12 protein-coding genes are annotated in these 14566 nt (G+C 70.6%); 4 read left to right on the top strand and 8 right to left on the bottom strand.

Translation table 11 applies throughout. The features are described 5' to 3' along the window. Positions 1-433 precede the first annotated feature (433 nt). From PIR02_09340 to PIR02_09310, 7 genes are all read right to left on the bottom strand, one after another. Positions 434-1423, bottom strand: coding sequence for an ABC transporter substrate-binding protein (locus PIR02_09340; GenBank protein ID WZH38857.1), 990 nt, complete (start codon positions 1421-1423; stop codon positions 434-436). 41 nt (positions 1424-1464) lie between these two features. Then, entirely contained in the window at positions 1465-2547 is a 1083-nt protein-coding gene (locus PIR02_09335; GenBank protein WZH38856.1) for an ABC transporter permease, read from the bottom strand. Continuing rightward, positions 2544-3323 (bottom strand): ATP-binding cassette domain-containing protein, encoded by a 780-nt coding sequence (locus PIR02_09330; GenBank protein ID WZH38855.1) that lies wholly within the window; start codon positions 3321-3323, stop codon positions 2544-2546. The genes PIR02_09335 and PIR02_09330 overlap by 4 nt, the downstream gene beginning before the upstream one ends. Positions 3324-3325: 2 nt before the next feature. Next, the gene (locus tag PIR02_09325) at positions 3326-4717 is read right to left on the bottom strand and encodes an FGGY family carbohydrate kinase (GenBank protein WZH38854.1); all 1392 of its coding nucleotides are present in this window, start codon (positions 4715-4717) and stop codon (positions 3326-3328) included. Then, complete coding sequence (locus PIR02_09320; GenBank protein ID WZH38853.1) at positions 4714-5751, bottom strand: class I mannose-6-phosphate isomerase; 1038 nt, start codon at positions 5749-5751, stop codon at positions 4714-4716. Before PIR02_09320 ends, PIR02_09325 begins: the two co-directional genes overlap by 4 nt. Continuing rightward, the gene (locus PIR02_09315; protein WZH38852.1) at positions 5748-7058 is read right to left on the bottom strand and encodes a LacI family DNA-binding transcriptional regulator; all 1311 of its coding nucleotides are present in this window, start codon (positions 7056-7058) and stop codon (positions 5748-5750) included. Before PIR02_09315 ends, PIR02_09320 begins: the two co-directional genes overlap by 4 nt. An 85-nt stretch (positions 7059-7143) precedes the next feature. Then, positions 7144-8142, bottom strand: coding sequence for an aldose 1-epimerase family protein (locus PIR02_09310; GenBank protein WZH38851.1), 999 nt, complete (start codon positions 8140-8142; stop codon positions 7144-7146). A gap of 128 nt (positions 8143-8270) precedes the next feature. On the opposite strand from PIR02_09310, the gene PIR02_09305 reads away from it, so the two are divergent. The 3 genes from PIR02_09305 to PIR02_09295 all read left to right on the top strand — a co-directional run bounded on the left by PIR02_09305 (position 8271) and on the right by PIR02_09295 (position 11417). After that, positions 8271-9110, top strand: coding sequence for an aldolase (locus PIR02_09305; protein ID WZH38850.1), 840 nt, complete (start codon positions 8271-8273; stop codon positions 9108-9110). After that, positions 9107-10261, top strand: a complete 1155-nt coding sequence (locus PIR02_09300) for a Gfo/Idh/MocA family oxidoreductase (GenBank protein ID WZH38849.1) — start codon at positions 9107-9109, stop codon at positions 10259-10261. The genes PIR02_09305 and PIR02_09300 overlap by 4 nt, the downstream gene beginning before the upstream one ends. Before the next feature lie 160 nt (positions 10262-10421). After that, a complete protein-coding gene (locus PIR02_09295; protein ID WZH38848.1) occupies positions 10422-11417 on the top strand; it encodes a LacI family DNA-binding transcriptional regulator in 996 nt (331 codons plus the stop codon). Positions 11418-11475: 58 nt separating this feature from the next. Here the strand turns inward: PIR02_09295 and PIR02_09290 are convergent, their stop codons facing one another. Next, complete coding sequence (locus PIR02_09290; protein ID WZH38847.1) at positions 11476-13254, bottom strand: S8 family serine peptidase; 1779 nt, start codon at positions 13252-13254, stop codon at positions 11476-11478. A gap of 176 nt (positions 13255-13430) precedes the next feature. Here PIR02_09290 and PIR02_09285 point away from each other — a divergent pair, with 176 nt between their 5' ends. Continuing rightward, a complete protein-coding gene (locus PIR02_09285; protein ID WZH38846.1) occupies positions 13431-14333 on the top strand; it encodes an SDR family oxidoreductase in 903 nt (300 codons plus the stop codon). Positions 14334-14566: the final 233 nt, after the last annotated feature.

Below are 14566 nucleotides of genomic sequence, written 5' to 3'. Positions count from 1 at the left end.
GAAATGCCGCGACTCACGCGGGGTGGATGCCGGGACCTGCGCGTCGTGCGCGAGGGTCTCGGCTCCGTGGGTCGTGGCGTGAATTGCCGCACTTCGTCGTCTCGAGGTGGTCCAAGGCGTCGAAGTGCGGCAACTCACGCGGGGTAGGGGGTGGGTGCCGGGGCCCGAGCGTCGTGCGCGTGGTCCGTCATCCGTGGGTCGTGGCTTGAGTTGCCGTGCTTTGTCGCTCGGCGTGGTCCGAGGCGGCGAAGTGCGGCAAATGAAGCGGGGTGGTGGACGCCGGGCCCCGATCGTTGTGCGTGGGTCCCGGGTCGGTGGCTCGAATTGCCGCACTTTGTCGCTGGCGGTGGTCTGTGACGGCGAAGTGGGGCGATTCAAGCGGGGTGGGGTGGATGCCGGGACCCCGCGCGAGGGTCCCGGCATCCGGCATCGTTCAGCAGCTGGACTTGTAGACCGCGTCCTTGCCCTCACCGTCGATGTTGTCCTTGGTGAGGATGGTGAAGCCGGTCTGGATCTTGGCTTCGGTGGACTCGCCCTTCAGCGCGGCGATGGCCTGCTTGACGCCGTCGGAGCCGATGGTGGCGGGCTCTTGCGCGACGAGGGCCTGCACGGTGCCGGCTTCGAGGGCCTTGACCTGGGCGGGGCCGGCGTCGAAGCCGACGATGGTGACCTGGCCTTGTTTGCCCGCCTGCTGGACGCCGGTGGCGGAGCCCTCGGCGGCGAACAGGTTGGCGGCGAAGATGCCGACGATGTCGGGGTCCTTCTGCAGCGCCGCCGTCACGATCTCCGCCGCCGTCGACGGCTCGTTGTGCGAGTACTGCACGCCGACCGACTCGAACTTCGAGTCCTTCGCGACCGCGTCCTCGAAGCCCTTCGCGCGGGCGTCGGTGGTGGAGATGCCGGGGTCGACCGAGACGACGAGCACCTTGCCGCCGTTGGGGTTGGCATCCTGGATCGCCTTGAACGCGGCAGCCCCGCCGCCTTCGTTGTCGCTCGAGATCTGCGACACCGCGCCCGAGGGATCTTCCAGGGTGGTGTCGACGAGCACGACCTTGATGCCCGCGGCCTCCGCCGCCGCGATCGGCGCCTGCATCGCCGACACGTCCGTCGGCGCAATCAGGAGGGCGTCGGGCTTGGAGGCGACGACCGCGTCGACGATCGGCTTTTGAAGCGTCGGGTCGAACTTCTCCGGTCCCTGGGTGGTGACGGTGGCGCCTTCCTTGGCGGCTTCGTCCTGGATGCCGCACTGCATGGAGATGTAGAACTCATCTCCCGCGACGCCCTGCACGAACGCGATCTTGTAGCCCCCGTCGGCACCGCCCGACGCGGAGCCTGACGAGGCTCCGCCGGAGCACCCGGCGAGGACGAGGGTGGCTGCGGCGCCGAGGGTGGCGAACGCGAGAACCTTGTTGTTCCACTGCATTGTGATGACCGTTCTCTCTTGGTGATGTCGGATGCCGGGCGTCAGCCGCGGCGTCCTCCGCTGACGAACTTCCGCCAGAGGCTCTGGGTGTTGCCGCGGGTCGCGGCGGTGCGGCGCACCTGGTCGACGTAGACGGCGGTGATCAGCACCGCGCCCACCGCGACCTGCTGCCAGAAGGGCTGCACGCCGGTGATGACGAAGCCGTTCTGCAAAACGGCGGGGATGAAGAGGCCGACCACGGTGCCGAAGATCGTGCCGACGCCGCCGAAGAGCGAGGTGCCACCGATCACGACGGCCGCGATGACGTTGAGGTTGGTCTGCGACTGTCCGGCGATCGCCGTGGTGGAGAACTGCGACAGGGCCAGGATGCCGGCGAGTCCCGCGAGCGCTCCCGACAGCGTGTACACCGAGATGAGGTGGCGGTCGACCTTCACGCCGACCCGGCGGGCGGCGAGCTCACTGGAGCCGACGGCGTAGGTGTAGAGGCCGAACTTCGTGAAGTGCAGCACCACGGCGCCGATCACGACCACGACCAGGGCGATGACGCTGATGATGGGCAGCGACCCGAACACGTTGCCGTACCCGATCGAGACCGTGAGCACGGTGGGCACGTCGCGGATGTCGACGCCGCCGGTGAGGATCTGCGCGAGACCGAGCGCCATCCCGAGCGAACCCAGGGTCACGATCAGCGGCGGGATCTTCGCCTTCGCGATGAGGAAGCCGTTCAAAAGCCCCCAGCACACGCCACTGAGGATCGACACGAGGATCCCGATCGTCGCCACTCCCCAGCCCTCCCCGCCGAGGGCGCGCATCGTCAACGCCGACACGACGCCGGAGAACACCAGCACGGAGCCGATGGAGAGGTCGATGCCGGAGGTGATGATGATGTACGTCATCCCGACACCCAGGACGGCGAGGATCGAGGCGTTCTGGATGATGAGGCGGAAGTTCGACCACTGCGCGAACGACTCCGGCGCCAGCGCGCTGAACACGAGCACGATCGCGATCAGGATGAGCAGGATCTGGAAGGCCTGCGCCTTCAGCAACCCGCGGAAGAACCCTGGTTTCGTGTCCTCGAATGTGCCGATGGCGACGGTCTCGGTGGGAGGGGTGGTGACGCTCACTTCTGGTCGTCCTTCGTGACGGCGCCGGTCATGAGCCCGACGAGTTCTTCCATGGAGGTGTTCTTCGCGCTCACGTTCGCGACACGGGTGCCTAGACGCAGCACCTGGATGCGGTCGCAGACGTCCATCACGTGCGGCATGGAATGCGAGATCAACACCACCGCGATGCCTTTGTCGCGCACCCGCCGGATCGTCTCGAGCACGTTCTTCGTCTGACGCACTCCGAGCGCCGCCGTCGGCTCGTCCAGGAACACCAGACGCCCCGCCCAATGCACGGCGCGGGCGATCGCGATCGCCTGACGCTGACCGCCGGACATCTCACCGACCGGTGACGACAACGACCGCACGGTCGCGCCGAGCTCGTCGAAAGCCGCACGCGAGGCGACGGCCATCTCTTTGGTCTTCATGAACCCGAGCGCTCCGGCGATGCCGGGGCGGCGGATCTCCCGACCCAGATACATGTTCTGCACGGGGTCCAGGTGTGGGGCGAGGGCGAGGTCCTGGTACACGGTCTCGATGCCGAGGCCGGAGGCAACCTGCGGGTTGGTCATCTCGATCGGCTTGCCGTCGAAGAGGATCTCCCCGTCGTCGACGGCGAGGTTGCCGGAGAGGGCTTTGACGAGCGTCGACTTGCCGGCGCCGTTGTCACCGATGAGGGCGGTGACCTCTCCCGGGTAGACCTCGAAGTCGACGTTGTTCAACGCCCGGACATGACCGAACTGACGCGACAGGCCCCGAGCCTGCAGCACCGGAACGGCGGTGGTGACTGACGACATCGTCAGCTCCTTTCGGTAGTGAGAACAGAGGAGGAGAGGAACGCCTGGGCGACGGCCTCGAAAGAATCGGACGAAGCAGCGAAGGCGGCGAACAGGGCGGCCCCGTAAGCCGTGCCCTCATCGTGGGTCGACACCGTGACGTCGGGCAGCAGCGTCGAGCGGGAGCGGACGACGGATGCCATCGTCGACCAGCCGCCGGTCAGCACCGTCGAGGTGGGCGGAGCGACCTCGCGGTCCATCACCGCCATGCACTCGGCGAGCATGTCGTTCCCGTGGCGGAGCGACGACGCGAACAACTCGGCCGGGCTGAGCCCGTCGCTCTGCGCGACGATCTTCAGCACCCCGTCGTCGTTGCGCGCGCCCGTCACCTCGAGACCGCCGTCGGCCAGCGTGCCGTCGACGGGGAGTGCCAGGGCGGCGGCGTCGATGAGGGCGCGGCCCGTGGCATCCGTGATTCCGAGCAGTTGCAGCACGCGCCGCATGAGCAGCCCCGACTTCGTGCCCGCGAGCAGCACGTACTTGCCGGGGATGACGTGCCGCACGCAATTGATGCCGGCGTGGGCGAGACGCTCCCGGGCGGCGAAGGGCAGGGTGTCGTCGAGCACACGCACGAGCGCCTCGGCGGTGCCCATGGAGTCGTAGAGCTGACCGGTGTGGGTGGCGCCGACGGCGACGGCCGAGACGAGGTGGTCGTGGCCGGCGATCGTGAGGGCAGCCCCCTGGAAACCGTCGGGCATCGCGGGGTCGTCGAGCCGGCCGACGGCCTCTCCGGCGCTGACGAGCGCACCGAGGATCGAGGCGTCGACCCCCAGCACGTCGAGAGCCGCGTGCCACGGCGTGCTGTCGTCCTGGTCGAGGAGCCCCGTCCGCGAGACGAGCGAGTACTCGGCCACCCGCGGGCCGCCGAGGGCGTTCACCACGTACTCGGGCACGTTGAGGAACGTCGTCCCCGCGAGCGCGATGCCGCTCTCCCGCAGGTGCAAGAGCTTGGCGACGGATGCCAGAGGCCCCACCGGAAGTCCCGTGCGGCCGGGGAACTCGGCGCGGAACTCCTCGGGGGTCGCCATGATCTGCGCGGCCCCGCGCGGGTCGAACCAGGCCATGATCGGGGCGAGCGGGACGCTCTCGGCATCCAGCAGCACGCCGGCTTCCGCCATGCCCGACACCCCGAGCGCGAGGATGCGGTACCCGTCGGAGAGGCGGGCGTCGGCCTCGGCCGCGAGCTCGCGCACCACGGCGATCCCCCGTTCGGCGGGCATCTCGGCCCGTCCGTGGTCGAGGTTCGTCCAGGGCGACGGGCGGCTGACGACGAGCACCTGGCGCCCCTCGGGCGTGGCGACCAGAAGCTTGGTGCTGGTCGAGCCCATGTCGATCCCGACGACGTACTCGCTCATCGCACGTCACCCCCGCGCAGGGTGCCGGGCCAGCCCGCGCCGGGGGCGGCGACGAGGATCTCGGCCGCGCCCGTCAGCCGCCACGCGCCGAACGCGTGGGGCACGGCGTAGACCTGTCCGCGCTCGACCTCGACGGTCCCGGCATCCGAGACCAAGGCGCCCGCTCCCTCGCGCACGAGCACGACCGCAAAGCCGGCCTCGCGGGAGGCGGTATCCCCCGCCGCGTCGAGAAGACGGAAGTACGGATCGGCGACCGCGGGCAGCAGCGAGCGGAAGCCCGATCCCGCCGTCGTCGTCCCCGCCGTGCTGACCAGGGCGTCGAGGGCCTCGGCATCCAGCTTCTCGGTCGACACCGACGGCATCACGGCGTCGAAGCCGAGGTCGAGGTGTGACTCCTCGCGGGTCGAGGTCGTGACCGACCACTCGAGGAGGATCGAGAAGTCGGTGGGCTCCTGCACCTCGGCCACGAAGATGCCGCCGTCGATCGCGTGCACGGTGCCCGCGGGCACCAGCACGCCCATGCCCGGTCGCACGACGACGCGGTTCATGCGCGAGAGCATCCACTCGCTGTCCTGCGCGTCGCGGCGGCGGTCGAGTTCGTCGCGGTCGACGGCCTGGTTCCAGCCGACGTGCACGGCGCAGTCCTCCTCGGTCTCGAGCACGTACCAGGCCTCGGTCTTGCCGTAGGGGCAGTCGAGGTGCGCGCTCGCGAACCCGCGGTCGGGGTGCACGTGCACGGGGAGGCGCTGCCGCGCGTCGAGGAGCTTGACCAGGATGCCGAGATCCGCGGCATCCCGTCCGCCCCGGGCCCCCACCCACGCGGCGCGGTCGGCCGTGACGAGGTCGCGCAGGAACGCTCCCTCATCGGTCACGGCGAGGCCGATCTCGTCGGAGCCGAAACGCGAGACCGTCGAGCCGAGCCACTCCTCGGGCTGACGATCGGTCTCGGGCTCGATGCCACGCAGCGCGGCGATGCGGTCACCGCCGAGATAGAAGTGCTGCACGGGGTTCGGCGGCAACAGGACGGGCTTCATGACGCGGCTCCGATCGGGGCTGCGGCCGGAACGGCGACGTCGCCGGCCGGCTCGGGGTGGACGAGGGAGAGGGCGGCCGCGACCAGCTCGGGGGCGGGGTCGGCGAGGGCGGAGGGCGGGCTGAACTCCTCCCGCGGCGCGGGCGGCGACGTCGCAGATCCGGAAAGATGCACCGGATCCGGATCGATAAGCGCATTTCGTCCGGATCCGTTGCACCCGTCCGGATCTGGGGAGGGCACCGAGACCGTCTCCGAGGCCCGGCCACCCGCCGCGACCTCGCCCGACCCGCGCGCCACCAGCCGGGTCGGCACCACGATCCGCTCCGGCCCCTCCTCGGGACGCACGGCGCGCTCGCGCAGAAGCCGGAAGGCGGCGACGGCCAACAGACGCGGATCGTGGTCGACACAGGTGATGCCCGGCTCGAGCGCCTCGGCGAGGGGGAAGTCCCCGAACGAGATGAGCGCGGGCATGCGCAGGCCCTGGGACCGGATCACCCGCACCGTGCCGATGGCCGCAAGGCTCGTCGCGCACAGCAGGGCGGTGGGTGCGTCGTCGCGTTCGAGAAGACGCGACGCCTCGGCGGCTCCTCCCCGGCCGAAGCGCTCGTGGGTGACGACGAGCGAGGGGTCGAAGGGCAGTCCCGCGGCTTCGAGAGCGGAGCGGTACCCGACCAGGCGGTCGCTGACCGTCGGGTAAGGGACGTCCTCGCCCATGAAGGCGATGCGACGGTGCCCGTGCGCGATGAGAGCCGTCGTCGCCTCGGCGGCCGCCCCGGCGTCGTCGATCACCACGGCGTCGATCCCCGCGCGCACGCGGTCGACGCTCACGACGGGGAAGCGCATCCGCAGGCTCACGAGCGTCGACGCGGCCACCGCCACGGGTGCCACGATGAGGCCCGCGAGACGGTGACCGGTGAGGCGGTCGAGCTGGAGGCGCTCGCGCGAGGCGTCATATCCCGTGCTGGCGAAGATCACGCTCAGGCCCTCGGCGACCGCGAGTTCTTCGACGACGCTGACGAACGCGGCGAAGAACGGGTCGCTGATCGCGTCGATCAGGATGCCGATCGTGTCGGCATCGCGCCGCTTGAGCTCCCGGGCGCTGCGGTCGGGCACGAAGCCGAGATCGCGCACGGCACGCAGCACACGGTCGCGGGTGTCGGGGAGCACTCCGGTCTCGTCGTTGATGACGCGCGAGACGGTCTTCGGGCTCACGCCGGCGGCGGTGGCGACGTCGATGAGCCGCGCGCGCGGCCGAGGCATCGAGCCCTCGGCGACCGCGGGGGCGGTCTCTTGCTCGTCGTGCGTCATCGCATCTCCGACATCGTTGTCATGGGGACCGAAACCCTCGGGCGGGCTTCGCTGGAGTCAGCATGAGGCCGACCGGACAACGTTGTCAAGTCACGGATGCATCTCGGATGACATCGATGTCAAGGCCGAGCTCCCACGAGGCGCCCGCGGCCAGTTCTCTCAACAGTCCGGACGCCCGCGCGTCAGCGCGCCCCAGGATGGTCGGAGCCGTGGCGGGCTCCACCCCGAGGACCACCCCGCCCTCCTGCGCGACCCGCCAGTGGAACATCCCCGGCAGCACCGTCGCATCGAACGAGATCCGGACGCCGAGCCCCGACCGCGCGATCACCTCGGCGCTCACGCGACGATCGGTCGGCAGCACGTGCGCGAAGACCTGCTCGGGATACTCCGCAACGGGCGCGGGGAACGCCGCCCACGACGCCAGTCCCGCCTCGGCGGCAGCATCGCGCGCGGTCACCTGCTCCGCCGGCGAGCGCAGCACGGTTCCCTCATCGACCAGGGGCCAGCCGAGATTGACGTGGTAGAGCACCATCGGCTCCACCGCCCGCGCTCCACGGTTCACGATCTCGTCGCGCAGTTCGATCCGCCCCGCCCCGAAGGGCAGTCGCACGCTCCGGCGCAGCTCGAGGTGGGCACCGAGAACCGTCGCTTCGACGACCGTCGCCTCCACGACCACGGCGTCCTCGACGACCTCCGCTCGGGTGACGGATGCCGCCAGCCCGCTGTACCTCCCGTGCTGCGGGTGCTCCCCCTCGGCGTCGACCGAGGGCGGGCCGAAAGACAGCAAGCCGCAGGTGGTGACGAGACCACCTCCGAACGACGCCTCGAATCCGGCGGCGCTCGGCCGCGGCCATCCGGTCGGCGACACCCACGCCAGCGGGACTCCGCGGTGGCGCACCTGCCCGAGGTCGAGGCCACGATCCGGCAACAGCTCGACCTCGAGATCACCCGCGATCAGGCGCAGGCGCCGGGTTCCGGCATCCGGGCCGTCCGTGCGGACGGAGGCCTCCACACTCGCCACCTGCGCCAGCGATCCCGTGCGCTTTCGCACCTCGTCGATCGCAGATTCGTACAGCTCGCCCATGAGCCCCGCCTTCCTCGCCGTTGCGCGGCCCAGGCTAGCAGCGATTGACAACGTTGTCTTGCTCCCCTCATACTGACCGACGAGCGCAGAGCCGCGCCCCGACCCGACGTCTCGGAGACCCACACCCCATGTCGAAACCCCGCCTCCACCGCCTCTTCAACGCGCGCTCCGGCCGCGCGCTGGACGTCGCCGTCGACCACGGCGCGTTCCACGAGCACGCCTTCCTCACCGGCATCGAAGACATGGCCGCGACCGTCGCGACGCTGGTCGACGCCGGCCCCGACGCCGTCCAGCTCACGCTCGGCCAGGCACCTCTGCTGCAGTCGGTGCCCGGCAAGCAGAAGCCCGGCCTCGTCCTGCGCACCGACATCGCCAACGTCTACGGCGACCCGCTCGAGTCACCCCTGCACAGCATCCACGTCCCGGATGCCATCGAGGTCGCCGTCCGTCTCGATGCGGTCGCTGTGTGCGTGAATCTTCTCGACCTGCCCGGCGAGCCCCAGGTCCGCGAGCAGTGCATCCGCTCGATCCTGGCCCTCCGCACCGACGCGGAACGCTACGGGATGCCGCTGATGATCGAGCCCCTCGTCATGCAGACGAAGCCCGGGAGCGGCGGATACGGCGTCGACGGCGACACCGCCAAGATCGTCACCCTCGTGCGACAGGCACGCGAGCTCGGTGCCGACCTCATCAAGGCCGACCCGACCGACGACATCACCGAGTACCACCGGGTCGTCCAGGCTGCCGGAGACACCCCCGTGCTCGTGCGCGGCGGGGGCCGCGTCGACGACCGCACGCTGCTCGAGCGCACGAAAGCCGTGCTCGAGCAGGGCGCCCGCGGCATCGTCTACGGCCGCAACGTCATCCAGCACCCCGACCCCGCCGGCATCACCGCCGCGCTCATGGCCGTCGTGCACGACGACGCCTCGGTCGACGACGCCCTCACCCTCATCGGGGGTGCCGCGTGACCGGCAAGAAGGTCGGCGTCGGCATCATCGGGGGCGGCCTCATGGGCCGTGAGATCGCCGCCGCCCTGCGGCGCTGGCCCGCTCTCATCGATCACCCCGCCGAGCCCGAGCTCGTCGCGGTCTGCGACATCAACCCCGCGGCTCTCGAGTTCTTCGAGCGCATCGACACCGTGCAGCTCACCACCACCGATCACCACGAGCTGCTCGCCGACCCGCGCGTCGACGTCGTCTACATCGCCGTGCGCCACGACCTGCACGAACGCCTCTACATCGACACCATCCGCGCGGGTAAGGCGCTGTTGGCCGAGAAGCCCTTCGGCATCGACCGCGCGGCCGCGGATGCGGTCGTCGCCGCGATCGACGAGACACCGGGGTCGTTCGTGCGTGTCTCGAGCGAGATGCCGTTCTTCCCCGGTGCCCAGTGGGCGGTCGACTACGTCCGCTCCGGTGCGCTCGGCCGCATCGTCGAGGCGAAATGCACCTTCCTCCATTCCAGCGACATCGACGTGAACAAGCCCCTCAACTGGAAGCGGCAGAAGAAGTTCTGCGGCGGTGCCGGTGTGCTCAACGACCTCGGCATGCACACGTGGCACGTGCCGCTGCGCCTGGGCTGGACGCCCGAGAAAGTCGTCGGCATCCTGCAAGACGTCGTCACCGAGCGTCCCGGCCCCGACGGCACCATGCAGCCGTGCGACACCTGGGACAACGCGGTCATCCACTCGTGGGCACGCCACGACGGCGCCCCCTTCCCGCTCACGACCGAGACCAAGCGCATCGCACCGGGTCAGAAGAACACGTGGGAGTTCGAGGCCATCGGCATGTCGGGCGGAGTGCGCTTCAGCACCAAGAACCCCAAGCAGGTCGAGGTGTTCGCGTTCATCGACGTGCCGGGAGTCGGTCGTGAGCAGAGCTGGCAGAGCGTCGACGCGGGCAGCCAGTCGGTCTGGCCCACGGTGACGGGTCCGAACTTCGAATCCGGATTCTCGGATGCCATCCTGCAGATGTGGGCGGCCTTCCTCGCCGAGTACGTGGGTGAACTGGGAGACGGCTTCGGCTGCGTCCGGCCCGAGGAGGCGGCGCTGACCCACCGCCTGTTCGCCGCGGCGATCGCCTCGCACGAGAGCGGGACCTTCGTCACGCCCGAGGTGTGACCGCTCGACGGGGGTGCACCGACCGGTCCTCGGCGCACCCCCCTCCTCCGTGCCGAGGACGCCGCCGATCCGGGGTGTCCTCTCCGTGCGTTTTCCGTACGACGCGCCTGCGTCCCTATGCTCGGAGGACGCCGCCCCGCGGCATCACCCGAGGAGACGCATGCGCAAGACAGGCCGACCCACGATGGTCGACGTCGCGGCCGACGCGGGAGTCAGCTTCAAGACCGTCTCCCGGGTCATCAACGGCGAACCGAACGTCGACGCGGTCATGGCCGAGCGGGTGCTCGCCTCGGTGGCCCGCCTGGGGTACCACCGCAACGCCCTCGCGGCGAGCCTGCGCTCCGGCAACCGCGACACCATCGGCTTCATCGCCGCCGACCTGTCGAACACGTTCTACATGCAGATCGCCGCCGCGGTCTCGACCGTCGCCGCCCGAGAGCGGATGCACATCGTCATGGCATCCAGCGAAGAGGATGCCGACACCGAGCGCGCGCTGGCGCTCGACCTGTGCCAACGCCAGGTCGGCGGTCTCATCGTGGTGCCCACCGCGGCCGATCACTCCTACCTCACGCGCGAAGTGCAACTGGGCACGCCCGTGGTGTTCCTCGATCGCCCCGGAAGCGGCATCCCCGCCGACGCCATCCTGCTCGACAATCGCGGCGGAGCACGCGCCGCCGTCGCCGAGCTCGTGGAGGCCGGGCATCGCCGCATCGCCGTCCTCCTCGACGCCCGGGCGATCTTCACGATGGCCGAGCGCTGGGAGGGCGCCCGCGACGCGTTCGCCGCCGCCGGCCGCGAGATCGACCCCGCCCTCGTCGTCGACGGGTTGCACACCCCGACCCTCGCCCGCGACGCGATGCGGCGTCTGCTGGAGTCCGACGAACCACCGACGGCGGTGTTCTGCGCGAACAACCGCGTGACGATCGGCGCGCTCGAGGCGATCCTGCCCGCCGGCGCCGAGGTGGCGGTCTCCGGCTTCGACGACTTCGAGCTGTCCCGCCTGCTGCCGCGCCGCATCCGCATCGTCGACTACGACGTCGCCGACCTGGGCCGACAGGCCGCCGAGACGCTCCTCGCGCGCGCCGCGGATCCGGCAACCGGATCGCACACGCAACTCGTGGCGACCCGCCTGGTCGATCGCGGCGGACGCGTCTGACAGACGACCCGCCGCGCACCCGGCACCCCGATCGGGGCGCATCGGGTGCGCGGTCGGATCAGCGGGTGTCGCCCGTCTTACGCCGCACGCGCACCGTCACGACGACCGCCAGACCGAGGGTGAGGAGAACGAGGCCGAGGGGCACCGCCGTCCCCCCATCGGTCAGTCCCGATGCCGCGAGCGTGGGACGCGGGGGCGCCTCGCCCGGCTGCGGCGCGGGCAGGGTGGCCTGGACCGCGGTGAGCAGCGCCTGCGCGTTCACGAGGCCCGAGCCGACGGCATCCCGATCGGCGATCGACGGATAGATCGAGCGATCGGGCGTCGTCGACTGCTCGATGAGGCGCCCCAGCTCGGCGGGAGTGAGGGCGGGATTCAGCTGCAGCGCGAGCGCGGCCACCGCGCCGGCGCTGGGCGTCGCCGCCGAGGTGCCGTTGAAGAGCCAGACACCGGGCTGGATCTCCTCGCCCTCGGTGAGGGCGTTCTGCTCGATCCCGTCGACCGACAGAATGGTGGGCTTGGAAATCGTCCGCGGATCGGCGACAGGCGCACCGGTCACGTCGAAGTACACCGGCGATGCGGGCCCGAGCGAGCTGAACTGCTCCAGCTGGCCCTCGTCGCCCGCGCCGGTCGCGGCGACGGTGAGCGCCGACGGCGCGGCGTTGTGGCCGACGATCGAGCGTCCCACGGTGTCCAACTCGTTCGAGGCGACCTCGTCGCTGCTGGCGATCCACTGCGGGCCGTCCGTCGGGAAGACGAGGCGCAGCGCGGGGGTGATGTCGGTCTCGGGCGTCCCCGTGGTCATGCGCACGATCGACAGCCCCACCGTCACCTCGTTCGCCGGAAGATCGTCGCGCACGATCGGTGGGACGTTGATCGAGATGCGTCCCGCGGCGGCCGGGTAGGTCGGGTCGCTCGCGATCACCGTGCCGTCAGCGGTACCGCCGGTCGCGACGATCGAGAACGCCGCCTTCGCGGCGCCGTCCGGCTCCGCCCACTGCATGATGACGGTCGGCTGGGCGACCGTCTCGGGCTCGGCGAGCTCAGCGGGAACGGTCACGAGCGACGAGACCGTGCGGACGCCCTCGGTCGCATCGAAGTCCATGCAGTCGTATCCCGTGAACGGTGCGGTCACCGTCACCTTCACCGAGGGGTCGCACGGCGCGGGGCGGTAGGCCACGGTCTCCCAGTTGCCGATCGGAACCAGCTCATTCCCGGTGCGGCGCCGCTCGAGGCTCACCAGAGTGTTGTTGCCGGCGGCGGTGAGGTAGGTCACGCCCGAGGCGACGGCCTCCTCGATGGCGGCGGTCTGGGCGGACACCTGGTACACGGTCTCGTCGGCGGCGATCAGGTCGTCGACGATGATGTCGACACCGGCGCCGCGCAGCTGCTGGATCGCCTGGGCGAGTCCCTGACCGACGCCCTCGGCGTAGAAGAGCTCCGCCCCGGGGGCGATGCCGTGCACGACCTGCGCCATCGCCCGACCCTCGTCCGTGATGAGCGACGCCGGCACCACGTTCGTATCCGGCTCGCTCAGGCGGACGACGGGGGTGGTCCATCCGCAGGGGTTCCCCTCCCCCGGCAGCAGGCCCTGCGCGATGTTCTGCTCCCAGGTGCTCCCGGTGTCCACGAGGTTGAACGAGCCCGAGATGATGCCCACCTTGATGCCCGTCCCGTCGACACCGAAGTCGGCTCGAGCGATATCAGACGTGAGCTCCGAGTCGGCGTTGACGGGGATGGTTCGGCAGTCCTCTGCCGCGGAGGCGGTGAGAGGGACCGCGGCGGCGGCGCCGACAGCAAGGACGGCGACCGCCAGGGTCGAGAGGATTTTCGTGCGCACGCAGGTCTCCGGTCCGTCGGTCCGCGGCTTCGTCGGGCTCTCCCCTGGACCGGACGGGGCACCCTGAGTTCATCCTATGGATAACCCCAGCGCTCGCTGAGCACCGCGGGGAGATCAGCTGTCCTCCATCCGTCAAGGCCGCCCCCGGCGCGGACTCCCCTGCCTACCCTCGGGTCATGAGCACCGAACGAGACCAGTTCACCTTCGACAACCCCGTCACGCGCTACGACCGGGTCGAGCCGCCCGTCCAGCATCAGCCCGAGCCGGGTGTCCAGGCCGACATGACCCCCGTGCCCGATCTCGGGGAGAAGACCTACCGGGGCCTCGGCCGCCTCGTCGGGCGCAGGGCGCTCATCACCGGCGGCGACTCCGGCATCGGCGGCGCCGTCGCGATCGCCTTCGCCCGCGAGGGCGCCGACGTCGCCATCGTGCACCTGCCCGACGAGCAGCGCGACGCCGACCACGTCCTCTCCCAGATCCGGGATGCCGGCCGCACCGGCGTCTCGATCGCGACCGACATCACCGAGCCCGGCGCGTGCCGCGAGCTCGTCGCCCGGGCCGCGGAAGCGCTCGGCGGTCTGGACATCGTCGTGAACAACGCCGGCAAGCAGGTGATGGTCGAGCGGGTCGAGGAGCTGTCCGACGAGCAGTTCGAGCAGACGTTCCGCACGAACGTGTTCGCGCCCTTCTGGATCACCAAGGCGGCGCTCGCCCACCTGCCCGAGGGCGGGACGATCATCAACACGGCCTCGCTCGAGGCGTACGTCCCCGCGCCCGACCGGCTCGACTACGCCGCGACGAAGGCCGCGATCAACAACCTGTCGAAGGGCCTCGCCCAGCAGCTGGCCTCCCGGGGCATCCGGGTCAACGTCGTCGCCCCCGGCCCCACGTGGTCGGCGCTGCAGGTGAGCCAGGGCGTCTCGGACGACCAGATGGAGCACTTCGACGACGAGAGCACCTACCAGCGCGCCGGCCAGCCCGCCGAGATCGCGCCGGCCTTCGTCTTCCTCGCCTCCGCGGAGTCCAGCTACGTCTCCGGCGAGACGCTCAACGTCAACGGCGGCATGGTCACTCCCTGACCCCGCGACGCGAACGCCCCGGCTCCCGCGCGGCCCGGGGCGTTCGCCGTTCGCGGAGTCGATCCGGATCCATGTCGCGGGCCGAACTCCTGACTTTTCGCGCGATCCGCCCTCCCCGCCCGGCGCGTCGCGGCGCCCGGCGGGACTTCTCCGGAGTCCGGCCCGCCCCGAGGTCCTTCCGCCGCTCAACGCCCTTGCGCATATCGCGCCGATCCGCAAGCGACCCGTTCCGA

The organism is Microbacterium enclense, from assembly GCA_038182865.1.
Classification (GTDB): domain Bacteria; phylum Actinomycetota; class Actinomycetes; order Actinomycetales; family Microbacteriaceae; genus Microbacterium; species Microbacterium enclense_B.
This window is presented reverse-complemented; position numbering and strand designations above follow the sequence as displayed.

Excerpts from the sequence above, each read along its gene's own strand:
- PIR02_09340 (WZH38857.1), bottom strand. The coding sequence starts at position 1,423 with ATGCAGTGGAACAACAAGGTTCTCGCGTTCGCCACCCTCGGCGCCGCA.
- PIR02_09330 (WZH38855.1), bottom strand. The coding sequence starts at position 3,323 with ATGTCGTCAGTCACCACCGCCGTTCCGGTGCTGCAGGCTCGGGGCCTG.
- PIR02_09325 (WZH38854.1), bottom strand. The coding sequence starts at position 4,717 with ATGAGCGAGTACGTCGTCGGGATCGACATGGGCTCGACCAGCACCAAG.
- PIR02_09320 (WZH38853.1), bottom strand. The coding sequence starts at position 5,751 with ATGAAGCCCGTCCTGTTGCCGCCGAACCCCGTGCAGCACTTCTATCTC.
- PIR02_09315 (WZH38852.1), bottom strand. The coding sequence starts at position 7,058 with ATGACGCACGACGAGCAAGAGACCGCCCCCGCGGTCGCCGAGGGCTCG.
- PIR02_09310 (WZH38851.1), bottom strand. The coding sequence starts at position 8,142 with ATGGGCGAGCTGTACGAATCTGCGATCGACGAGGTGCGAAAGCGCACG.
- PIR02_09305 (WZH38850.1), top strand. The coding sequence starts at position 8,271 with ATGTCGAAACCCCGCCTCCACCGCCTCTTCAACGCGCGCTCCGGCCGC.
- PIR02_09295 (WZH38848.1), top strand. The coding sequence starts at position 10,422 with ATGCGCAAGACAGGCCGACCCACGATGGTCGACGTCGCGGCCGACGCG.
- PIR02_09285 (WZH38846.1), top strand. The coding sequence starts at position 13,431 with ATGAGCACCGAACGAGACCAGTTCACCTTCGACAACCCCGTCACGCGC.